Below are 23,290 nucleotides of genomic sequence, written 5' to 3' on the forward strand. Positions count from 1 at the left end.
TCTATTTTTTATCAAGAAGATCTATGAGATGTCAATGAGGACTTTTTTAATAACTTCTGAGGGGTTTTCCGCCTGTGTTATGGGTCTTCCAATTACAAGATAATTGCTTCCCTCACCAACGGCTTGTTTGGGGGTCATAATACGTGATTGATCATCCTGGTTATCATGAGACAATCTGATTCCCGGAGTTACGGTTATAAAATCCAGGCCACACTGACGTTTTATGGAGCTTATCTCATGAGCAGAACTGACAACGCCATCAAGACCAGCATTCCTGGCAAGTGCTGCCAACTTGAGTACTTCATCAGTCAGAGGATTATCTATCCCTACCTCACATAACTCAGCTTCTTTATGACTGGTTAAAACCGTTACAGCAATCAGTATGGGGCGTTCATTACCGTAATCATTTAAAGCCTCTCTGGCAGCAGTCATCATGTTCATACCTCCCAAAGCATGAACATTCATCATCCATACCCCCATATCTGCGGCTGCTTTACATGCATGCGCCACGGTATTAGGAATATCATGAAACTTTAAATCCAAAAAGACTTTGAAATGACGTGCAATCAATTGCTTGACAAATGAAGCACCAAAAAGAGTAAACATCTCGCTGCCTACTTTTAATCCACAGGTTAAAGGATCTAGAGAGTCAACGAGGTTTAGCGCTTTAGGTTGTTCATTAAAATCAAGCGCAACAATTAATTTTGAAGTCATTTATACAAGGGCCCTTTCTTCGATCTGCAAGGCATTTTTTACCGCTGCAACTACTTTCATTTGTTCTTCAGCCATCAAATAGGGATGCATGGGCAAACTGATGACTCTGCTACTTGCAGATTCGGCATGAGGGAAGTCACCCACTCGATAATTCAAGTAGCTCAATGCTTTTTGTTGATGCATGGCTACTGGATAATGAACAGCTGTTGGGATACCTGCTTCATGCATTGATTTTTGAAACTCTTCTCTATTTTCTACTTCAATGGTGTATTGAGCATAAACACTGGTATTATCGTTTTTGATAAAAGGAACTTTAACAAAAGGCTGCAACAGTTCATTGTAGCGTTTTGCCACCTTTTGGCGCATTATAATTTCATCAGGGAAAATTTTCATTTTTTCAAGCAAAACAGCGGCCTGAATAGTATCCATACGCCCATTAATTCCAACTCGACTATGGCAATAGCGTGCATTTTGCCCATGTATTCTAATTTCTATGAGTTTTTTTGCAATTAGATCATCATTGGTAAAACAGGCTCCTGAATCCCCATATCCCCCCAATGGTTTTGATGGAAAAAAACTGGTACAGCCAATGGTACTTAAAGCACAGGAGTATTTATTTTTGTATGTTGCACCAAAACTTTGTGCCGCATCTTCAATAACAGGAATGTTGTAATGACTTGCAATCGCATTAATTTCATCAAAATCAGCGCATTGTCCATACAAACTTACAGGCATTATGGCTTTTGTTTTTGGCGTAATTGCCGCTTCCAGTTTTGTTGCATCAAGGTTATAAGTTACAGGATCGATATCCACAAACACGGGTATTGCATGGCAAAGACTTATTACCTCAGCTGTAGCAAAAAAACTAAATGGACTGGTAATCACCTCATCACCAGGCTGGATGTCTAATGCCATTAAGGCCATCAGGAGAGCATCTGTACCACTTGAATTCACAATAGCGTGTTTTACCCCTACAAAAGATGCCAGCTGACTCTCAAACTCGGTAATTTCTGGTCCCATAATGTATTGACCATGATCCAACACATTTTTAATACGGTTAAGTACGTCGCTTTCGATCAAGGTATATTGTTTTTTTAAGTCAATAAATTGCATTATAATCTCATCATTTTAAATAATATCGTTTATTACCAATAAGTTATTGGTACCCAGAAAACCTCATCTTAACCAATTAATGATATTTTCACAGTTGATTTAAAAAAAACGCTTAAAACAGACTAGTCAAACAAATCCATTTAAAAACTACAAAATAAACCTGTTCTAATCACCCTCTAAACCATGAATTGGTTTCATTCTACCCCATTGTTTACAACTTGGACAATGCCAATGCAAATGTTTGCCACCAAATCCGCAATGTCCGCAACGATAAACGGGCTTATTGTCTAAAAACTTGCTTGTAATATCATAAAGCATTTGCAGTTTTTCACGAACTTTTCCATGAGCCGATTCAAGATGCCAGTAAATTAAGCGATTCAAGCCTCGAATTGAAGGATGTTTGCTTAATTTATCGGAGACAAAATCAATCGCTGTATCCATATTTTTTGTTTGTCGCAAATATTCTGCGATGACAAAAATTACTGAAGCCCTTGGATTGTCTTCCAGAGTTTGTTCCAGATAATGGATACACTCTGCCATACTGTCCAGTTCTTTATGACAAAAAACCAGGGGCTCAATAATTTCAGTCAAAAACTCAGCATCCTGTAGAGGAACTTTTTTCAAAGATCTGATGGCTTGTTTGTATCGCCCCTCTTTGATTTCTATATGGGCATTCATTAAACTGGCTCTTACAGATTGTGAATCAACATTCATAGCTTGTTTTATACAGTATACGGCCCTATCAGGCGCATTAACTTTTAAAGCCTGATTGGCCATTTCACAATAGTAATGAGCAGCTTGGTTGTGTAAGCTGTTTCCAGTTGAAATTTCCAGTTTTTTTATTACATCCAGTGCTTTTTCCCAGGCTTTTTCTTGTTGATAAATCGCCAACAACCCTTGCAAACTTCCTGTCTCCTTACTGCCGCCTAACTCAACCACCTCAAGAAATATACGTTCTGCCCTATCAAAAACCCCTGCACTCATATAATCCTGGCCTAGAGCCATTAATGCTTCTTTTCTTTGTAAAATACTCAACTGAGGTCTTGCTATTAAATTCTGATGAATTCGTATCGCTCTATCTACTTCCCCTCTTCGGCGAAACAAACTCCCTAAAGCCAAATGAGTTTCAACAGTATCGCTATCAACTTCCAGCAATTTTATAAAAATATCAACAGCCTTATCAGATTGCTCGTTCAACAAATAATTCAATCCAACGACATATTCACGTGACAAACGATTGGATAAATCCATTTTTTTATCAGAATTACTGCGATGCGCAACCCACCATCCTGACCAGGCAGCAGCAGGCAACAATAGTGGCCATAAATTAATCATTTATTAATTTCCCTCTTTGCATACCGAGTTCCTGATAATAAAAGAATTAGTGTTGATCCTGTAAAGGGATAGAACGTAAATTTTTAATTTCTTTTTCAGTGAGTTTTAATTGGTTTTTTATTCTATGGCATTCCATTTTTAAACGCCAATACCTAGCTAAAAATAATACGAAACCAATGAATATTCCTACACCTAACATTACTGTAATCAATACAGAAATAGGCATAGAAACCGTTTTAAAGTAAAAGTTAACAGCAACCGAAGATGCATTTAAAGCAGCAAAACTAACACCAATAATAATCAGTACAATATAAGTAACCAGCATTAAAATGCGCATGCAGAAATCCTTGTAACTTCAAACTGCATCATAATAACACGATTAAACACCATAAGTCAGTGGAATTAATCTTCGTAGCGGACAAAAAACTACTGAACGAATACGAGCCCATGCCGGAGCAGGCACGACAGGTTTTTTTAGTGTATCGAGTTTTTGAAGGATGGTTATCCTCAACTGAGGTTCGTTTATTTGTAAAAATAAAACCTCTTAATAGACAGGGATGCATAAGGTAAGTAAAAAATGTAAGAAATAAAAAAGCGCAGTAAAAACTGCGCTTTTTAAAAAACAGCTGATTTAAGACTATTCGCCTTCTTTACTTGCCATTTTTTCTTTTAACAGATCACCCAGAGTTGTTGAAGTTCCTTCTGTTCTTGAGTATTTCTTAATAGCTTCTGCCTCATCATGAGCATCTTTAGCTTTTACAGAAAGACTTATTGAACGATTTTTTCTGTCAACGTTGATGATCTTGGCTTCAATTTCATCACCTTCTTTAACAACAGTAGTTGCATCATCAACTCGCTCATCTGATAGTTCACTGGCACGAATAGTACCGGTAATGTCATCAGCTAAAGCAACAGTGACTAATTTAGCATCTACAGCAGTTACAGTACCTTTAACAATTGCACCTTTGGTGAATGAATCAGCAAAGCTTGTGAAGTTATCCCCTTCAAGCTGCTTTAAGCCTAAAGAAATACGCTCACGTTCTGGATCAATAGCCAGTATTACTGCTTCTAACTCTTGGCCTTTCTTAAACTGTTTTACGGCTTCTTCACCAGGAACAGTCCAGGAAATGTCAGACAAATGAACCAGACCATCAATCTCACCATCAAGGCCGATAAAGATACCGAAATCAGTGATTGAACGGATCTTGCCACTAACCTTTTGGCCTTTAGTATGAGATGCTGCAAATTGCTGCCATGGATTACCAACACACTGCTTCATACCCAAAGAGATACGGCGTCTGTCTTCATCAATTTCAAGAACCATTACGTCAACAACGTCACCCATGGATACTACTTTACTTGGATGAACGTTTTTGTTAGTCCAATCCATCTCAGACATGTGTACCAGACCTTCTACACCCTCTTCGATTTCAACAAAGCAACCGTAGTCTGTAATATTGGTTACTTTACCTTGTAAGCGCTTGGTTAAAGGATAACGCTCAACCAAATCAACCCAAGGATCATTGCCTAATTGTTTCATACCTAAAGAAACACGGTTTCTTTCGCTATCAAAGCTCAATACTTTAACTTTAACATCCTGACCTACAGATAAGAGTTCACTTGGATGTTTAACACGTTTCCAGGAAATGTCAGTGATATGCAACAGACCGTCTATGCCGCCCAGATCAATGAACGCACCGTAATCGGTAAGATTTTTGACAATACCATGCAATTCTTGACCATCATGCAGAGACTCAAGCAGAGCCTGTCTGTCTGCACTACTTTCTTCTTCAACAACGGCTCTTCGTGAAACAACGATGTTGTTACGTTTCAGATCCATCTTGATTACTTTGAATTCAAGCTCTTTACCTTCAAGGTAAGAAGGATCTCTTACAGGTCGAACATCGACTAATGAACCGGGTAAAAACGCACGTATGGTTCCAATTTCAACAGTAAAGCCACCTTTGACTTTGCCAGAAATAAGACCAGTAACTGTTTCATTATTTTCATGGGATTTAGATAATTTGCGCCAGGCTTCCTGACGTTTTGCTTTTTCTCTTGAAAGCAGCGTTTCGCCGTGGCCATCTTCAACTGAATCCAATGCCACTTCGACAGTATCACCCAGGCTAATTTCCAGTGCGCCATCTTTGTCATAAAATTCTTCTACGGCAACAATACCTTCGGATTTTAATCCGGCATTTAATGTGACGTAGTCATCATCTATACCAATTACTTTGGCAGTAATAATCGCACCAGGATAAAATTGAGCGCCGATAATACTTTGCTCAAATAGTTCTTTGAAACTTTCAGACATGTTAATAAACTCTTTAGTAAATAAATGGAAGAATGAGATCCCCTCACCTTCCCCCCAACAAACAACTTTATAAACTTTTCAATCGATCATTCAATAATAGTATTACATTATTAAATACTTGTACAATTGATAAGCCAGTTGTATCGATCTGAACTGCATCCTCTGCTGGTTTAAGCGGAGCATGAGTCCGTGCTGTATCCCTTGTATCACGTTTAACCAGTTCTTCAACAACCTGGGCGAGGCTAACATTAATTCCTTTTTCTTTCAACTGTAAATAACGCCTATTTGCTCTTTCTTCTTCATTTGCATAAAGAAATATTTTTAAAAAGGCTTGTGGAAAGACTATAGTACCCATATCTCGACCATCAGTTACCAAACCGGGTTGTTGCGCAAAATCTCTTTGCCTTTGTAACAAAGCGTTTCTTATTTCAGGAATTACAGCAATTTGTGATGCATCCTGACCGCATTGCTCGCTGCGAATAGCTTGAGACACATTTTGATTATCCAGTATTACTTGAGTTTCATTCTCATCAGAAGATTCAAAGCGCAAATCCAGAGTTACTGCAAGATGAATCAAATCAGCTGTATTATCAAAACTGATTCCTTTAATTCTTGCGGCGTAAGCAAGAACACGGTAAATAGCTCCGCTATCGAGCATATTCCACTGAAGATGTTTTGCCAGCAAATGGCATAGGGTACCTTTACCTGTTCCACTTGGCCCATCGAGGGTAATCACGGGTACATTTTTTTCACGCATTATCTATTATGTCCTCTATTCTAAAATCAAGGGTGTTGGCTGTTGTGACAAAATCAGGAAATGATGTGGCAACATTGGCACAATTAAGCACTGTCACTGGCTTTAGAGCTCGTGTTCCTGCAACAGCAAAAGACATTGCGATACGGTGATCACCAAAACTGTCAACCTGCCCCCCTTGAATTAAACCGCCATGTATATCAATACCGTCATCAAAAACACGTACATTAATACCTAATTGGTCTAAACCTTTGGCCATAGAGCCTATTCTGTCACTTTCTTTTAAACGCAGCTCTCTGGCACCTCGCAGTGAGGTAACTCCATTAGCACAGGCTGCTGCTATAAAAAGTATAGGAAACTCATCAATTGCGAGTGGAACCATCTCTTGTGAAATGGAAATACCTTTGAGCTTGGCAGACTTGATGTGCAAGTCGGCAACGGGCTCCTGACCATAGCACCGCTCATTTATAATGCTTATGTCAGCACCCATATCCTTTAAAATATGAATCACTCCTGTTCGAGTAGGATTAATCCCCACATTACGAATCACAATATCCGAGCCAGGAATAATCGTAGCGGCAACTATAAAAAAAGCAGCAGAGGAAATATCACCCGGAACCCTGACATGAGTTCCACGTAAAACGCCTTGTGAATTCAAAGTAAGAATATTCTCTGCTGTAGTTATTGGATAAGAACATGTTTTTAACATGCGTTCAGTATGATCACGACTTAACCCTGTTTCTGTAATTCGCATGGTGCCTTCTGCATACATTCCAGCTAACAAGAGGCAGGATTTAACCTGTGCACTAGCCTCAGGCATGGTATAATCTATGGCCTTTAATTTTTGGCCGCCTTTGATTCTGATGGGCGGTTTACCATCAAGCGTCTCAATAACGGCACCCATTTGGCTTAAAGGCTTACTGATACGAAGCATAGGTCTTTTTAACAAACTCTCATCACCAGTTAAAACGCTATCAAAACTTTGCGCAGCCAGCAAACCAGCCAACAACCGCATACTGGTTCCTGAATTACCGCAATCTATCATTTCACTTGGTTTTTTTAAGCCGTACTTACCTACCCCAAAAACTGTAACTTTTTTTTGATGAGGACCTTCAATTGAAACACCCATGGATTTAAATGCATTGATGGTTGCCATACAATCTTCACCATCAAGAAAACCATCAATAGTGGTATTTCCCTCAGCAATAGCGCCAAATATAATGGAACGATGAGATATGGACTTATCACCAGGAACCTCTATTTCACCACTTATCGAAGAAACTGGATAACTTACAAAATGCTGTTGTTTCACTAACGATGTTCCTTGGCAAATTCAGTCATAAAATCAAGCAACGCATCAACGCCAGACATTGGCATAGCATTGTACAAACTTGCCCTAAGCCCACCAACATATCTATGGCCTTTTAATGCACACAGACCACGTTGTTCAGCCGATGTGATGAATTGTGACTCCAGAGAGGGATTTTTCAGTGAAAAACAAACATTCATTAATGAGCGTACCTCTTTGTCTACAGTCGTAGAATAAAAATCAGAAGCATCAAGAAATTGATAGAGTTTGGCTGCTTTTAGGCAATTAAGACGAAACAATGCCTCGACTCCACCTTGCTCACGAATCCAATCAAACATCTTGGCCGCCAAATAACAGTTAAATACTGGAGGTGTGGCGTAGAGCGAATGATTGTCCGCCTGCACTTTGTAATTCATCATGGTAGGAACGACCGGGTTCGGTGCACGCTCTAACAAATCCTCACGAACAATCACTAAGGTTAAGCCTGCATTTGCAATATTTTTCTGTGCTCCGGCAAAAATCAAACCGTACTTACTGATATCAAGGGGCTCGCTCAGCAAACACGAGGTCATGTCCGCAATAAGCGGTATGTCTCCAGTCTTGGGAATATAGGGAAAGCGCACTCCATTTACTGTTTCATTGGGTGTGTAGTAAACGTATTGTGTATTGCTTTTGAATTCCCAGAGCTTGGCATCAGGTATTGATTTAAAACCTGCTGATTCGTCTGAAAAACAACAGTAGGCCTTTTTTAAAAGACTTGCCTCTTGAAAAGCCATATGCGACCAGATACCGCTTGCCAAATAACCGCCTTGTTCACCTGGGTGCAATAAATTCATGGGAACCATGGCAAACTGTGTACGAGCCGCACCACCTAAAAACAGAACTTTATAATGTGCAGGAATATGCAGCAAGTCTCGAAGAGACTGTTCTGCTCTTTCCAGCAAACCCATAAAATGAGGGGTGCGATGGCCTACCTCAAGAACAGACATACCAAGATTATGCCAATCCAAAAACTCTTCCTGAGCGGCTTTAAGGATAGGCTCAGGGAGCATGGCAGGTCCTGCGCCAAAATTATAAATCCTGTTGTTCATCGTTATTTTCTTCATGTTCTGCTGACGATTCCAGGAGTTCATCGCCTTCTTCCGATTCTTCTCCCAAATCTTCAATTTTTTGCATACCAACAACCGACTCACCAGCGCTCACGTTGATTAATCGGACCCCTTGGGTATTACGACCAATAATGGATAACTCATTTACCTTAAATCGTACTAATGTGCCCTTATCGGTAATCAGCATGGCTTCATCACCATCGGTAACCTGTATGGAACGAACAACCTTTCCATTACGTTCAGTTACTTGAATTGAAATTACACCCTGTCCGCCTCGGCCAGAAACACGATACTCGTCTATATTAGTACGTTTACCATAACCATTTTCGGTAGCAGTCAATATAGTGCCATTAGGATGTACGACAACGAGGGATTTAACTTCTTGACCTTCCTCAATCCTGATACCTCTGACGCCTCGGGCAGTACGACCCATGGGTCTCACTTTACTTTCAGGAAAACGTATCACTTTTCCCGCATCTGTGAACAACATAATATCTCGCTCACCATCAGTAATATCCACACCAACCAGGCTGTCGTCTTCATCCAAATCTACCGCAATAATACCGTTTGATCGGGGGCGACTAAATGCGTCAAGCGGCACTTTTTTTACTGTTCCTTTTCGTGTTGCCATAAAGACATAGGAACCGTCAGTATATTCTCTTACCGGAAGCATGGCGTTAATTTCTTCACCCTCTGCTAAAGGCAGTATATTAATGATAGGACGACCTCGAGAAATACGGCTAGCTAAAGGCAGCTGGTACGCTTTTAGCCAATACAACTTTCCGTGATTAGAAAAACACAACAGAGTATCATGAGTGCTTGCGATAACCAGTCGAGCAACAAAATCCTCATCCTTGACATGAGTCGCTGACTTACCCTTTCCACCACGTCTTTGAGCCTGATATGCCGAAATAGGTTGATATTTAACGTAACCTTGATGGGATAGGGTAACCACTACATCTTCTTCGGTGATCAGGTCTTCTATGGTCAAATCTTCCTGAGAAGCGGTTATTTCAGTACGGCGTTCATCACCGAATTGGGTTTTGATATCGATTAATTCTTCACGAATAACCTGCATCAAGCGTTCTGGCGAAGCAAGAATATCCAGTAATTCTTTAATTACTTTTAATAACTCTTCAAATTCATTGAGAATTTTATCTTGTTCAAGAGCTGTCAAACGATGCAATCTTAATTCAAGAATAGCCTGAGCCTGAGCAGCTGAAAGTTTATATCCCTGCTCACTCAAGCCAAACTCGTCGGTTAAATCATCGGGTCTGGACGCATTAGATCCCGCCTTATCCAGCATTCCCTTAACCAAACCAGGTTCCCAGAGTTTTGCTAATAAAGCATCTTTAGCATCCTGAGGTGTTGGCGATTGTTTGATTAAAGCAATCATTTCATCAATGTTGGCTAAAGCGATACCTAAACCTTCTAACAGGTGAGCACGGCTTCTGGCTTTTTTCAGTTCGAATATTGTACGGCGAGTAACCACTTCACGACGATGTTTGATGAAATATTCAAGGATTTGCTTCAAATTTAAAGTACGAGGCTGACCATCAACCAATGCAACCATGTTAATACCAAACACGTTTTGCATTTGCGTATGAGCGAACAGATTATTTAAAATGACATCAGCCACTTCATTTCGTTTTAATTCAATGACTACCCGCATTCCCTGTTTATCTGACTCGTCTCTAAGGCCTGAAATACCCTCGATTTTTTTATCACGCACCAATTCAGCAATTCGTTCGACCAATCGAGCTTTATTGACCTGATAAGGTAGCTCGTGAATGATAATAGCTTGACGACCAGAATGTTCATCCGTTTCTATTTCGGTTCGAGCACGGATAATAACTCTACCCTTACCTGTTCGGTAGCCCTGGATAATACCCGCACGACCGTTTATTATGGCCGCTGTTGGGAAATCAGGGCCAGGAATAATTTCCATAATGTCATCAAGGCTGGTGTCAGGATTATCGACCAGGGCAACACAGGCATTGATTACTTCGGTTAAATTATGTGGCGGTATATTAGTAGCCATTCCTACCGCAATACCTGAAGAACCATTTACCAGAAGATTAGGAATTCGCGAAGGTAAAACAACCGGAGCAAATTCTGTTTCATCATAGTTGGGGCTAAAATCAACCGTTTCCTTGTCCAAATCCGCCAATAAGGCGTGAGCAACCTTGGACATACGTACTTCGGTATAACGCATTGCCGCTGGAGCATCACCATCCACTGAGCCGAAGTTACCCTGTCCATCAACCAGAAGGTAACGTAAAGAAAAAGGCTGAGCCATCCGAACGATGGTATCGTATACTGCGGTATCGCCATGAGGATGGTATTTACCGATTACGTCCCCCACCACACGAGCAGATTTTTTATAGGGTTTATTCCAGTCATTTCCTAATTCGCTCATCGCATAAAGAACACGTCGATGCACGGGTTTCAACCCATCTCGTACATCAGGCAATGCTCTGCCAACGATTACACTCATGGCGTAATCCAGGTAGGATTGTTTTAATTCGTCTTCGATATTTACGGGTATGACTTCTTTGGCTAAATAAACCATGATTTGGACGTATCCTTATTCGATGATTAGTTTTTAAATTAGTTTAAGAGGATATCATACAGACAGGTGTAATTGAATCATCTTGAGCTTTCGTATTAGAGCTATACCATTAAAAAATACCGTCATTCCCAGTGAAGCGAGAAATCTCTTGCAAGTAAGTATGCTTTAATGACACGTATCAGGCGATGTGAAAACCATTTAGGCTGGTATGCCCTCACAGCTGGTGTGATGCAAATCGAGTTTCGCTGGTCATTTGTAACAATCTCAACCATAATCAATTATGACTGTCAGATGATTTGAATTTAACCGTTTTATTACTATTATTAAAGCAATAATCATGACATTTACGAATGAAATTGATGTTTAAATTGACTGTAAGTGCCCATTTTTATATAGTTCCGCACACTACCGAAAGTAATAGTGCTGATAAGGCATGAAATCAATCAGGAGACACAATGACACAAAAAACAGCAAAACTAAGTATCGAAGGTCAAGACACGCTTGAACTACCTATTTACTCGCCAACTTTGGGTAATGACGTTATAGACATTACTCAGCTTGGTTCTAGCGGTGTCTTTACTTTCGATCAAGGTTTTTTATCAACTGCCTCCTGCGAATCAAAAATCACTTATATTGATGGCGATCAAGGAATATTATTGTATCGAGGCTACCCAATTGAACAATTGGCTGAGAAAAAAGATTTTCTGGATGTTAGCTATCTTTTATTGAATGGTGAATTACCTAACGCCGAAGAAAAAAAATCATTTGTTAGTTTAATCAATAACCATACTATGGTTCATCAGCAAATGTATCAATTCTTAAACGGATTTCGTAGGGATGCACATCCCATGGCAATAATGGTTGGTATTGTAGGGGCGCTTTCGGCTTTCTATCACGATTCCATGGACCTCAATAATGCCCAGGATCGTTTTATTTCTGCTATTCGTCTTGTAGCAAAAATGCCGACTCTGGCTGCAATGAGTTATAAATATTCCACCGGAATGCCCTACATGTATCCTCAAAACAGGATGTCGTATGCTGAAAACTTCTTGCATATGATGTTTGGTGTTCCTTCTGAAAACACCACGCCTGATCCTGTTTTGGTAAAAGCAATGGATACTATTTTTATCCTTCATGCCGACCATGAACAAAATGCCTCTACATCTACTGTACGTCTTGCCGGCTCAACAGGAGCCAATCCCTTTGCCTGTATATCAGCAGGAATTGGTGCACTTTGGGGGCCTGCTCATGGTGGTGCAAACGAAGCATGTCTGAACATGTTAAAAGAGATCGGTGATGTAAGCCGTATTGAGCACTACATTAAGCGAGCTAAAGATAAGAACGATCCGTTCCGACTCATGGGATTTGGACACAGAGTGTACAAAAGCTACGACCCACGCGCAAAAGTAATGCGTAAAACCTGCTACGATGTTCTTGAAGCAGTTGGTGCTAAAGACGAACCACTCTTTAAACTCGCTATGGAACTGGAACGTATTGCTCTTGAGGATGATTATTTCATCGAGAAAAAACTCTATCCAAACGTAGATTTTTATTCTGGATTAACTCTAAGTGCGATTGGAATCCCAACCAACATGTTCACCGTGATTTTTGCATTGGCTCGTACCGTTGGCTGGATGAGCCACTGGATGGAAATGGTTGCCAACAAATCAAGAATTGGCAGACCACGTCAACTGTACACTGGCGAAAAAAATCGCAATGTTGATTAATCGTTAATAACATATCCCGTACATGTTCTTCATGATACGGGGTATGTTGACTCCTAATACCACGGATACATCTTCAAGCCTAATTAATTAGCTCAGATCTGCTGGTTTAACACAACTCAAAGCTCTGTTCCATCCTGCAAAATCTGCCTCTACGTCTTTAATGTCTCTTTTCGGTTTAAACTCACATTCAATATCCCATTGCTGGTAAATTGATGCCAAGGAATCAAATACGCCATATCCCAAGGCAGCCAGAATAGCAACGCCTTTCGCAGTGGTTTCTATGTCTTTGGGTTTTTGCACCGTAAGCTGGCATTGATCAGCTAAAAATTGTAAAAACCATTGATTTACAGCCATTCCTCCATCGACTCGCAATAAAGTCAAATCAAGACCACTATCTTCTCGCATACAGCGCAAAACGTCCCTTGTTTGATAACATACCCCCTCCAAAGCTGCTCGTGCAAAATGAGCCCTGTTTGTAGCGCGAGATACACCAAAAAGTACGGCGCCACTCGTAGATAACCAATGAGGAGCACCAAGCCCGGTAAATGAAGAGACAAAATACACACCGCCATTATCGGAAAGACTCTCTGCCAGTGTTTCAGTTTCACTGGAACTGGAAATCAAGTTCATTTCATCCCTAAGCCATTTTACAGTAGTACCAGCATGATAAATGCTGCCTTCCAATCCATAAGCCAGAGTATTTTTAATTTTGTAGGCAATGGTTGTCAGTAATTTATGCTCTGAACGAACCGGATTTACTCCTGTGTTGAGCATTAAAAAACCACCTGTTCCAAAAGTTGCTTTGACCATGCCCTCTGCAAAACATCCTTGGCCAATTAACGCAGCCTGTTGATCACCAGCTACACCGTTAATTGGAATCTCAACACCTAACCACTTTTTCTTAATGACGCCAAAATGAGCATCACTAGAACAAACTTCAGGCAATACAGATTCAGGAATATCAAAAAGATCCAGCAATGCCTTATCCCATTTCAGATTTTTAATATCAAATAACATGGTTCTTGAGGCATTAGTTACATCAGTAAGATGTTTTTCGCCATCGTTCATTCGCCAAATCAAAAAACTGTCTATAGTTCCAAAAGCCAGTTGGCCTTGTTTAGCCAGCTCCCTAGCCTCCTCATTATGGGTCAGGAGCCAATTTAATTTAGTTGCCGAAAAATAAGGATCGGGGAGTAAACCCGTTTTTTCCTGTATTAAATCAGAATAGAGTGATAATGACTTACAATAATCCTCAGTCCGTCTGTCTTGCCAAACTATAGCAGGGGTAAGGCAAGTTCCTGTTTTTTTATTCCAGATAACCGTTGTCTCTCTTTGGTTGGTAATACCACATGAAATAATGCAATCAATACCAACTTTTGTAACCACATCATTCATCGCTTTCAGGGTTTTTTCCCATATTTCCTCAGGATCATGTTCTACCCAGCCTGGATGAGGATAATATTGAGTCAATGCATACTGACTGCTTGCAACCAAAACTCCTTGCAGAGAATATATCATTGCACGAGTACTACTCGTTCCCTGATCTATAGCAAGTATGTAGTTCATTATCACCAGTCTCCTGATTTCAATTATTTCGGTGAAAAGAGTGTTCAAACATAATAAAAAGCCATGTTGTATTTCTCAACACGGCAAGTTAAATATCAGATCTGAGGATTAAATTATATAAACCAGTCATCAAGAACAACTTTATTAACTATCAAATCAAGTCAATCATTTTTGACCCGGCAACATTCGTCTAAGAATATTATTCTTATCTATGAAATGGTGTTTTAAAGCACCCAGAACGTGCAAACAAATGAATAATATCAGAATCCAGGCAATCACCTCATGTGAGTCCTTCATCAACTCAACTAAAGAAGTATCAGGTGTTATCCATGGTAAAGGCATCTTGAACAGACCAAAATATGAAGGAACTCGATCTGCTGCAACTGACATAATCCAGCCACTCATAGGCATAATAAATAAAAGAACATAAAACCCATACTGCACGAAACGAGCTAACTTTTTTTCCCACGGTTTTATTGAAGAAGGTAACGCTGGTTTTCCACTAATACCCACCCAAACAGCACGCATAAGCATTAAAAATAACAAAGTAATGCCTGTTGATTTATGCAGCATGTATGCAGTTCCCTGATACTGTTCTGGAATGTCCTCCAGAAAAAAACCCATACACAACATACCAATTACCAGCAAAGCGATTAACCAATGAAAAAATTTGGTTACAGACGAATACCCGGCATCAATTGTTTGCTTCACTTAATCACTCCTTGAATTATTGGTTATATCAACCAACTGTATTTAAAAATCCCATGCCATAGTCTTATCGACCAGGGCATGGAATATCCATTAATTAATGAACTTCATCTGACTGAGAATAAGACTGCAACGCAGTTTGAGTAAGATCCAGCAGCTCCCTAATCGCCACAAAGAACATCGTATAGTTTAAAGCAGTACTGGATTTTAAATCGTTTAGAATAAAACGCCATCTCTCGATTAAATCTGCATGCTTCATACCCCAAGATTCCAATCGCTCCCCAAGATTTTTATTTTTGGTATCAAAACTCATAATTCCTGAAGTAAGTTGACGTTGCTGCCAATCTAAATCATCACGCAATGCCTCTCTGGATAATGACTCCCAATGATTTTCAGTAGGATGAATAATCACCTGAGTTCTAATCCATGATAAATCAAGGAACTCACTGAGGCCAAAATAAATTTCGGCCACTTGTTTAATATCAATATTATTCAAATGTGCCAGTTCAATGATGTCAGTTGCCGCAAATAATCCTCGAGTCACTGTAAGCTCGTGGGCTAAAGAGGCAGGTATTCCATCACTAATGAACTCATCATAATGTTCCTTATAATGAACTTGCTCTGCTTCCCCAAATACCGCAGGCATTACTTTTTTAAATTCTTCAACGCCCTTGGAATACAGTTGAATGGTATGACTTACGTCTAAAGTTCTTCTTTGATTTCGTAAAAACCATCGAGTCACTCTTCTGGAAAGCCTAACATAAAGCATCATCATATCAATTTGCTTTTGTGCGCTGATGTTTGTGCCCAACTCTTCAATTTGTTTCCAGATAGACTCAAGATTAAGAACCGTTCTCGCTATCATATAAGCTCTGACTATGGCCGCAACAGAAGCTCCTGTTTCATCTTGCAAACGATAGACATAAGTAAAGCCCATCTCATTTACGATGATATTGCTCAAACGTGTAGCAATAATTTCTCGACGCAAGGGATGATCCTGCATTTGTTTACTGAATCGTTCTTGCAAAGGCTTAGGAAATGAATTGATAAGCACTTGATTCATATAACTTTCTTCTGGAACATCCGAAGCAAGAATTTGTTCTTTTAATAAGGTCTTACTGTAACACATTAATACAGCAATACCTGGTCTGCCCAAACCTTGCCCCATCAGCTTTCGTTCCATCAAAGCTTTATCATCGGGTAAAAATTCAAGATTGCGATCCAGCTTACCTGTTCTTTCAAGCTCATTCATATACCGTGATTGCAACTCTAAAGAGCGAAGTTCCTGAGACGCAGACAAACTAATAGCACGAGTTTGCAAAAAGTTATCTCTAAGAACCAGCTTGGCTACTTCATCGGTCATTTCACTTAAAAGCTCATTTCTTTGCTTAGGCGTTAAGTCACCAGAAGCAACGATGGTATTAAGTAAAATTTTAATATTAACTTCTTTATCAGAACAGTTTACTCCACCTGAATTGTCGATGAAATCGGTGTACACCATTCCACCTTTTAGAGCGTATTCAACTCGAGCTAACTGTGTCAACCCAAGATTTCCTCCCTCACCGACTACTTTGCAACGCAAAGATTTGGCATTAACCCGGGTAGAATCATTAGCCCTATCACCCACGCTGGCATTGGATTCAAGACTTGATTTAACATAAGTGCCAATACCACCGCTCCAAAGCAAATCAACTTTGGCTTTCAGTATTGCTTTGATTAATTCATTGGGCTCAATTTCGGTTTGCTTGATGTCAAAAACCTGTTGCATTTCAGGACTAACCGGAATTGATTTTGCACTTCGGTTGAATACACCACCACCTTTAGAAATTAACTTTTTATCATAATCCGTCCAATTGGAACGAGGTAAGTTAAATAATCTTTTTCGCTCTTGATAACTGGTAGCCGCATCAGGATTAGGATCGATGAAAATATGGAGGTGGTTAAAGGCACCTACGAGTTTGATGTGCTCTGATAACAACATACCATTACCAAACACATCTCCGGCCATATCGCCTATTCCAACTACAGTGAAGTCATTATTGAAAATATCAATATCAAGCTCATAGAAATGACGTTTAACCGACTCCCAAGCTCCTCTTGCGGTGATTCCCATTTTTTTATGGTCATAACCAATGGAACCACCTGAGGCAAAAGCATCTCCCAGCCAAAAACCGTATTCTAAAGAAATGGAGTTGGCAATATCTGAAAAGGTTGCTGTTCCTTTATCAGCTGCAACGACCAGATAAGGATCGTCCTCATCGTAAAACACAACATTTTCCGGCTTGACAATCTGGCCATCCTTATAGTTATCGGTGATGTCCAGCAATCCCCTGATAAATAACCGATAGCAGCTGATACCCTCAGCCATAATTTCTTCACGAGTTCCATTAACCGGTAAATGTTTGGGAACAAAACCACCTTTTGCACCACTTGGCACAATAACGGAGTTTTTAACCTGTTGTGCTTTCATCAGTCCCAAAATTTCGGTACGAAAATCTTCTCGACGATCCGACCAACGCAATCCGCCGCGTGCTACTTTTCCGCAACGCAAATGAACACCCTCAAATCGTGGCGAATAGACGAATATCTCAAACATGGGATGCGGTTTAGGTACACCCGGAATCATCTTGCTGTTGAGTTTAATGGATATGTAGCTTTTAGGCTTTCCATGTTCATCAAGCTGATAAAAATTGGTGCGAAGAGTTGCATTTATTGCTTGAACATACTGTCTAATAATCTTGTCTTCATCCAGATTGGAGACATTATCAAGGTCACTTAATATTTCAGCGGTCAAATCATTAAATCGGGATTCTCTGTTGCTCATTTCAACGGGATTACAACGAGTCTCAAACAGCCTTACCAATTTTTTTGCAATGGTGACATTATTATTCAGCGCCATTTCCATGTACTCTTGACTGAATGTGAAACCAATTTGTTTAAAGTATTTTGCGTAAGTTCTCAGGATAGCTACTTCACGCCAATCCAGTCCCGCTGCCAATACCAACTGGTTAAACCCGTCATTTTCCGCATCACCGAACCAAACGTGTGCAAAGGCATTCTGAAATAATTCCTTAATCTCATCGATATTAAATTCAAATACCTTGTTGTATTGCATGGCAAAATCATTAATCCATGTCACTTTACCCTGTTCAAATTTAAGAACATAAGGCCGCTCACTAATGGCTCTCAATCCCAGATTTTCCAGTATAGGCAATACATCTGACAGGGCTATAGTACTGTCATGCTGATACACTTTTAACCTGAAGTTATTTTCTGATTCATCCAAAGGTCGATAAAAATTAATACCTAAAGGATTTTCGGGCCGAAGAAGTTCTATGTGTTTAATGTCATTAACAGCAATGCGAGGGGTAAAATTGTCCCTGTACGAAATAGGAAACGCATTTTTGTACAAACTAAACAGAGCATTAGCCTGCTCTTCGCCATAAGCTTCTTGTAGGTAGTGTTGCAAATCATCAGTCCAGGAACGTCCTACATCTATGAGTCTCTTTTCAATTTCTTTCAGGTCATAGTCAGGGCAATCTTGAGGATTTACTTTTACTATAAAATGAATTCGAGCCAGTACCGACTCAGTGAATGATGTAGAAAAGGTAATTTCTTCTGCATTAAAACTCTCTGCCAAAATGTGTTGCATGGCATGACGTAATTCGGTGTTAAATCGATCTTTAGGTACATAAACCAAACAAGAAATAAAACGTCTGTAGACGTCCTTACGGGCAAACAGACGAATCCGTTTTCTGTCTTGCATATAAAAAATACCCATTGCAATTTCAAGAAGTTCATCCTCTGATCCCTGAATCAAATCATCTCTGGGTAGGGTTTCAAGTATATTTAACAAGACCTTACCTGCGTGACTGCGTGGATTTAACTTGGAGTTATCCATGATTAATGCCACTTTATGACGCAGAAACGGAATATGCCTGGGGTTGGTATGATAGGCAGCAGAAGTATACAAACCAATAATTCTTCGCTCACCAATCACTTGTCCTTTTGCATTAAAACGCTTGATGCCAATGTAATCGGTATAGGCGTCACGATGCACACTAGCTAAAGTATTGGTTTTCGACATCACCAATATTCTCGGAGACAAAGTTAATTCTCTGGCTTCAGGATTCATGGCAGAAATACTGCGCTTGGACGATTTACTTAACGATTCACGTAAAACACCCAAACCGGTTGCCGGGATAGCCTGTAAAATAGTTTCATTACCTTTTTGGATTATTTCATAGTCACGAATTCCCAGAAAGGTAAAGTGATGATCTTCTATCCAGTGCAAAAAGGCTTTTGTTTCTTCAAGCTCATCAGGATCGACCAATTTGGCAACATGGTCAAGCTCAGCAATTGCTTCTCTGACCTCAGCTCTCATTTTTTCCCAATCTTCAAAGACCGCTCGATTGTCCTCAAGGACGCGCTCAAAATTCTTGTGTAATTCTTCCAATATGAGTGGGTCTGTCTGACGATCAATTTCAATAAAAATAGGCGCTTCATGAATCACCTTTTTATCTTCTGAAACAGAACCATTTCGGGGCAAAATCTCACACACATGATTGGTACTGTCTCTTTTCACACGAATACCGCCCATGTGAATAATCAGATGAGAGGTAAGCCCCATTCTGTTGATTACCATACGCAGTGAATCAACAATAAAAGGCATATCATCACAAATAATTTCAACAACGGTATGGGTTGTCTGCCAACCGTGGCGCTCAAAATCAGGATTATAAATTTTAATTTTGGTTTCTTGTGGCGAACGCTCAACAATCAAAGACCAAAAGTTAACAACCGCTCCATAAAGATCATCAACATCCCATTCGCGAAGATCTTCCAGGGCTACAGTTCCATATAATTGCTTGGCAAACTCGGCGCAAAAACCGGCTTGCTCTCCGGTCATAGAATGGTTCACTTTTTCTACGACAGCATCAATAATTACGTCTTTACCTTCTTCAAATTTATAGGACATTAGCTCACCCCGTCAGATTTTTATATGCTCTGCAGCATTAATTATTGTTTAATTTATTGAATATATACCAAAGTATCCGTTGTAACCCATTCAGCCAGCAAAATGACTGCTGTGTTACTTAAACGGATGCAACCGTGAGAACCGGGTATGCCTAACTGAGTTGAATCAGGCGTACCGTGTATGTAGATAAACCGTTCCAGGGTATCCACGTTCTCGCCTTTATTTCGTCCTGGCTCCAAACCATCCAATTGGATTATCCGTGTTAAAATCCAGTCCCTGCCGGGAAATTGTGCCGCCAGTTGTTCTGAATAAATTTCCCCAGTCCATTTTCGTCCAACAAAAACACTGTTGATTTCATGTTCTGCACCGATAACCGAATACACTTTATGCCATCCTCTTGGCGTGCATTCGCTTCCTTTAACCTCACCTGGGCCATTTGCCGCAGTTGAAACCGGGTAATTAAAAACCTCCAGGTTATTCTCAAAACCCTTAATCTCTTGGTATTCAATGGAAATAAAAAGAGTTTTTTCTTTTTTAATCATCGTTATGAATCGCTAATTGCCACTGTTTTCGTATTAACGAACTCCAAAATTCCTTCACGGGATAATTCTCTACCGTATCCTGACTGCTTGATGCCACCAAAAGGTAATCGTGGATCAGATGCCACAAAGCTGTTTACAAAACAAACTCCAGCCTCAATTTCATTAGCCGCTATCCATTCACCTTTGTGCAGGTTACGGGTAAATACTGCAGCACCCAAGCCGTATTGACTTCTGTTGGCAAAGGAAATAGCTTCATCTTCATTTTCAACAGCGCAAATGGATAGAACCGGGCCAAATAATTCTTCATCAAAAGCACTCATGCCAGGTTTAACATTACTTAGTACTGTTGGCGGATAATAAAATCCCATACCTTCGGGAATTATACCACCTAGCAATAATTTAGCACCTTGTTTAATCGATTTTTCTACTTGATTATGCAGATTATCTCGCAAATCTTTACGAGCCAGCGGCCCAATCTGCGTTTCAAGATTCATAGGATCACCCATTTTATATGTTGAAATCTCTTCCATGATCTTTTGAGTTAATTCCTCAGCAATAGACTTGACGACGATAATACGCTTTGCAGCAATACAGACCTGTCCCGAATTATTTAATCTTGAAGCCACAATACAATGCGCTGCAAGATCGAGGTCAGCATCAGCCAAAATAACATAGGGATCAGAACCACCTAATTCCAATACCGATTTTTTTAGACAATGACCAGCCTGCGAGGCAACCGAACTGCCTGCACGCTCACTTCCGGTAAGGGTAACGCCTGAAACATAAGTGCTTTTAATCACAGCGGATGCGCCTTCGTTATCCACAATGAGATGCTGGAATAAATGCTCAGGAAAACCCGCCTCACGAAATAGAGCTTCTATGCGATTTCCGGTGCCACAGGAAATTGGTGCATGCTTCAACAAAGCGCCGTTACCCGCCATAATTGTGGGAACTGCAAAGCGAAAAACCTGCCAAAATGGAAAATTCCAAGGCATAATACCAAAAACTAGTCCTAAAGGTCGGTAAAAAACCATAGCCCTACCCTTATCTATTTCAACAGATCGTGGGGCAAGAAAAGACTCTGCATGGTTGGCATAATAAGTACAAACCCAGGAACACTTATCAATTTCAGCGTATCCTGCAGTAATGGGCTTACCCATCTCTTCGCACATCACTTGTGCTAAATCTTCTTTATTCCGACTCAATAAGTCAGCTAATTGAAGCATTAGATTATGTCGCAGATCAAAAGGAGTTTTTTTCCAGGATGAATAGGCCTGATGTCCAGCCAAAAGTTTTGCAATTATTGCCTGTTCACCCAAGCAATCGTATTCAGCTAAAAGTTGCTCTGTTGCAGGATTAATGGTCTGAATTTTCATAAAGTCACCCGATTGACTTAAAAATACTGTTAATTTAAATCACCCACCTCATACAATTTTAACTAAAGTGAGCAACTCTCCTTGCACTTTACTTTTGATTGTTGGTACTATTTTTATATTCTAGGCTGTTTTTGTATAAAGAACAGCACTATAAATCATGATGTTAATTTTAATGTAACATCTCAATTAATTTAGGATACGTTGCTGCTCAGTTAATGGTGCTTCTGGTGTACTCTCAGTACATGAGTTCCATGCTGTGTCTTTGTGACATCATTCTTAGATTTTTTGAGAAAAAGCACTATGATTAATTAATTCCGGGAAAATCCATGAATAAGATAAAACCACCATTTAATCTTCTACAATACATTGCTGCTTGGGCGGTGCATTTATTTACTGCTAGCGGAGCACTCATTGGGGTTTTAACTTTAGCTAAAATTTACCAGCAAGAATATGTTTTTGCATTATGGTTAATGGCACTAACTGTATTTATTGATGCCGTTGATGGGACTTTTGCTCGCTTGTCTCATGTTAAAACTGTCTTACCCAAAATTGATGGCGCCTTACTCGATAATATTGTTGACTACCTCAACTATGTAGTAACGCCATGTTTTTTCCTGTTAGTCAAGCCCGACATGTTGCCTCCACAGTACTCAGCAATTATCATTGGTGCCATTACCATCACATCGGCTTATCAGTTTTGTCAGGATGATGCCAAAACACCGGATCATTTTTTCAAAGGTTTTCCGTGTTACTGGAATATTGCCGTGTTTTATATGTTCATATTTAACACATCCATGACTCTAAATGCCCTGCTCTTATCGCTGTTTTGTGTGCTTATTTTTGTTCCAGTCAAGTACGTCTATCCTTCACGGCTTGATTACCTGACCGACTCCAAAACACTAAAATTACTGATGCATTTATGTTCAGGACTTTATGGGGTCAGTTCGGCATGTCTACTTATATATTATCCTGATACCAATACCATTTGGCTAAGCCTCTCTCTGGGTTATATTGCCATGTATTTATTTTTAAGTTTTTACAGAACTTATTCACCCATGATTAAGGCAAAAATATCGGCAAATAAAGATTAATAGAGCTTTTTTTTAAATTCCGGCATAGACTTTGCCGGGATTATGATTAAAATAGCGACTAAAATTTGTATTCAGAGGACGT

16 protein-coding genes are annotated in these 23,290 nt (G+C 39.9%); 2 read left to right on the plus strand and 14 right to left on the minus strand.

Features of this window, described 5'->3' with window-relative positions; genetic code table 11:
• Positions 1-21: 21 nt before the first annotated feature.
• The 9 genes from pyrF to gyrA all read right to left on the minus strand — a co-directional run bounded on the left by pyrF (position 22) and on the right by gyrA (position 11,220).
• A complete protein-coding gene (pyrF, locus tag Lwor_RS10990) occupies positions 22-714 on the minus strand; it encodes an orotidine-5'-phosphate decarboxylase (RefSeq protein ID WP_058493920.1) in 693 nt (230 codons plus the stop codon).
• Entirely contained in the window at positions 715-1,827 is a 1,113-nt protein-coding gene (locus Lwor_RS10995; protein ID WP_058493921.1) for a DegT/DnrJ/EryC1/StrS family aminotransferase, read from the minus strand. It lies immediately after the preceding gene.
• 165 nt (positions 1,828-1,992) lie between these two features.
• Positions 1,993-3,162, minus strand: a complete 1,170-nt coding sequence (gene lapB, locus Lwor_RS11000) for a lipopolysaccharide assembly protein LapB (RefSeq protein WP_058493922.1) — start codon at positions 3,160-3,162, stop codon at positions 1,993-1,995.
• 46 nt (positions 3,163-3,208) lie between these two features.
• The gene (locus tag Lwor_RS11005) at positions 3,209-3,499 is read right to left on the minus strand and encodes a LapA family protein (RefSeq protein WP_058493923.1); all 291 of its coding nucleotides are present in this window, start codon (positions 3,497-3,499) and stop codon (positions 3,209-3,211) included.
• Positions 3,500-3,799: 300 nt separating this feature from the next.
• On the minus strand, positions 3,800-5,476 hold the full coding sequence (gene rpsA, locus Lwor_RS11010; protein ID WP_058493924.1) for a 30S ribosomal protein S1: 1,677 nt from the start codon (positions 5,474-5,476) through the stop codon (positions 3,800-3,802).
• 67 nt (positions 5,477-5,543) lie between these two features.
• Positions 5,544-6,233: a (d)CMP kinase gene (cmk, locus tag Lwor_RS11015; protein ID WP_058493925.1), complete on the minus strand. Its 690-nt coding sequence runs from the start codon at positions 6,231-6,233 to the stop codon at positions 5,544-5,546.
• Positions 6,226-7,542 (minus strand): 3-phosphoshikimate 1-carboxyvinyltransferase, encoded by a 1,317-nt coding sequence (aroA, locus tag Lwor_RS11020; RefSeq protein WP_058493926.1) that lies wholly within the window; start codon positions 7,540-7,542, stop codon positions 6,226-6,228. The genes cmk and aroA overlap by 8 nt, the downstream gene beginning before the upstream one ends.
• Positions 7,542-8,630, minus strand: a complete 1,089-nt coding sequence (gene serC / locus Lwor_RS11025) for a 3-phosphoserine/phosphohydroxythreonine transaminase (RefSeq protein ID WP_058493927.1) — start codon at positions 8,628-8,630, stop codon at positions 7,542-7,544. Before serC ends, aroA begins: the two co-directional genes overlap by 1 nt.
• Positions 8,611-11,220 (minus strand): DNA gyrase subunit A, encoded by a 2,610-nt coding sequence (gyrA, locus tag Lwor_RS11030; protein WP_058493928.1) that lies wholly within the window; start codon positions 11,218-11,220, stop codon positions 8,611-8,613. Before gyrA ends, serC begins: the two co-directional genes overlap by 20 nt.
• A 455-nt stretch (positions 11,221-11,675) precedes the next feature.
• Between gyrA and gltA the strand changes: the two genes are divergently transcribed.
• Complete coding sequence (gene gltA / locus Lwor_RS11035; protein ID WP_058493929.1) at positions 11,676-12,947, plus strand: citrate synthase; 1,272 nt, start codon at positions 11,676-11,678, stop codon at positions 12,945-12,947.
• 87 nt (positions 12,948-13,034) lie between these two features.
• Here the strand turns inward: gltA and glpK are convergent, their stop codons facing one another.
• From glpK to Lwor_RS11060, 5 genes are all read right to left on the minus strand, one after another.
• On the minus strand, positions 13,035-14,513 hold the full coding sequence (gene glpK, locus Lwor_RS11040; protein ID WP_058493930.1) for a glycerol kinase GlpK: 1,479 nt from the start codon (positions 14,511-14,513) through the stop codon (positions 13,035-13,037).
• Between the two features lie 165 nt (positions 14,514-14,678).
• Positions 14,679-15,224, minus strand: coding sequence for a cytochrome b (locus Lwor_RS11045; protein ID WP_058493931.1), 546 nt, complete (start codon positions 15,222-15,224; stop codon positions 14,679-14,681).
• Positions 15,225-15,318: 94 nt separating this feature from the next.
• On the minus strand, positions 15,319-20,199 hold the full coding sequence (locus tag Lwor_RS11050; protein ID WP_058493932.1) for an NAD-glutamate dehydrogenase: 4,881 nt from the start codon (positions 20,197-20,199) through the stop codon (positions 15,319-15,321).
• Positions 20,200-20,252: 53 nt separating this feature from the next.
• Positions 20,253-20,741, minus strand: a complete 489-nt coding sequence (locus tag Lwor_RS11055) for a L,D-transpeptidase (RefSeq protein ID WP_058493933.1) — start codon at positions 20,739-20,741, stop codon at positions 20,253-20,255.
• Positions 20,742-20,743: 2 nt separating this feature from the next.
• Entirely contained in the window at positions 20,744-22,117 is a 1,374-nt protein-coding gene (locus Lwor_RS11060; RefSeq protein ID WP_058493934.1) for an NAD-dependent succinate-semialdehyde dehydrogenase, read from the minus strand.
• 326 nt (positions 22,118-22,443) lie between these two features.
• On the opposite strand from Lwor_RS11060, the gene pcsA reads away from it, so the two are divergent.
• The gene (gene pcsA, locus Lwor_RS11065; protein ID WP_058493935.1) at positions 22,444-23,208 is read left to right on the plus strand and encodes a phosphatidylcholine synthase; all 765 of its coding nucleotides are present in this window, start codon (positions 22,444-22,446) and stop codon (positions 23,206-23,208) included.
• The last annotated feature ends 82 nt before the right edge of the window (positions 23,209-23,290 follow it).

The sequence above is a fragment of the Legionella worsleiensis genome (assembly GCF_001467535.1).
GTDB lineage: Bacteria > Pseudomonadota > Gammaproteobacteria > Legionellales > Legionellaceae > Legionella > Legionella worsleiensis.

Coding starts and splice junctions, on each gene's coding strand:
- pyrF (WP_058493920.1), bottom strand. CDS start 714: ATGACTTCAAAATTAATTGTTGCGCTTGATTTTAATGAACAACCTAAA.
- Lwor_RS10995 (WP_058493921.1), bottom strand. CDS start 1,827: ATGCAATTTATTGACTTAAAAAAACAATATACCTTGATCGAAAGCGAC.
- lapB (WP_058493922.1), bottom strand. CDS start 3,162: ATGATTAATTTATGGCCACTATTGTTGCCTGCTGCTGCCTGGTCAGGA.
- Lwor_RS11005 (WP_058493923.1), bottom strand. CDS start 3,499: ATGCGCATTTTAATGCTGGTTACTTATATTGTACTGATTATTATTGGT.
- rpsA (WP_058493924.1), bottom strand. CDS start 5,476: ATGTCTGAAAGTTTCAAAGAACTATTTGAGCAAAGTATTATCGGCGCT.
- cmk (WP_058493925.1), bottom strand. CDS start 6,233: ATGCGTGAAAAAAATGTACCCGTGATTACCCTCGATGGGCCAAGTGGA.
- serC (WP_058493927.1), bottom strand. CDS start 8,630: ATGAACAACAGGATTTATAATTTTGGCGCAGGACCTGCCATGCTCCCT.
- gyrA (WP_058493928.1), bottom strand. CDS start 11,220: ATGGTTTATTTAGCCAAAGAAGTCATACCCGTAAATATCGAAGACGAA.
- gltA (WP_058493929.1), top strand. CDS start 11,676: ATGACACAAAAAACAGCAAAACTAAGTATCGAAGGTCAAGACACGCTT.
- glpK (WP_058493930.1), bottom strand. CDS start 14,513: ATGAACTACATACTTGCTATAGATCAGGGAACGAGTAGTACTCGTGCA.
- Lwor_RS11050 (WP_058493932.1), bottom strand. CDS start 20,199: ATGTCCTATAAATTTGAAGAAGGTAAAGACGTAATTATTGATGCTGTC.
- Lwor_RS11055 (WP_058493933.1), bottom strand. CDS start 20,741: ATGATTAAAAAAGAAAAAACTCTTTTTATTTCCATTGAATACCAAGAG.
- Lwor_RS11060 (WP_058493934.1), bottom strand. CDS start 22,117: ATGAAAATTCAGACCATTAATCCTGCAACAGAGCAACTTTTAGCTGAA.
- pcsA (WP_058493935.1), top strand. CDS start 22,444: ATGAATAAGATAAAACCACCATTTAATCTTCTACAATACATTGCTGCT.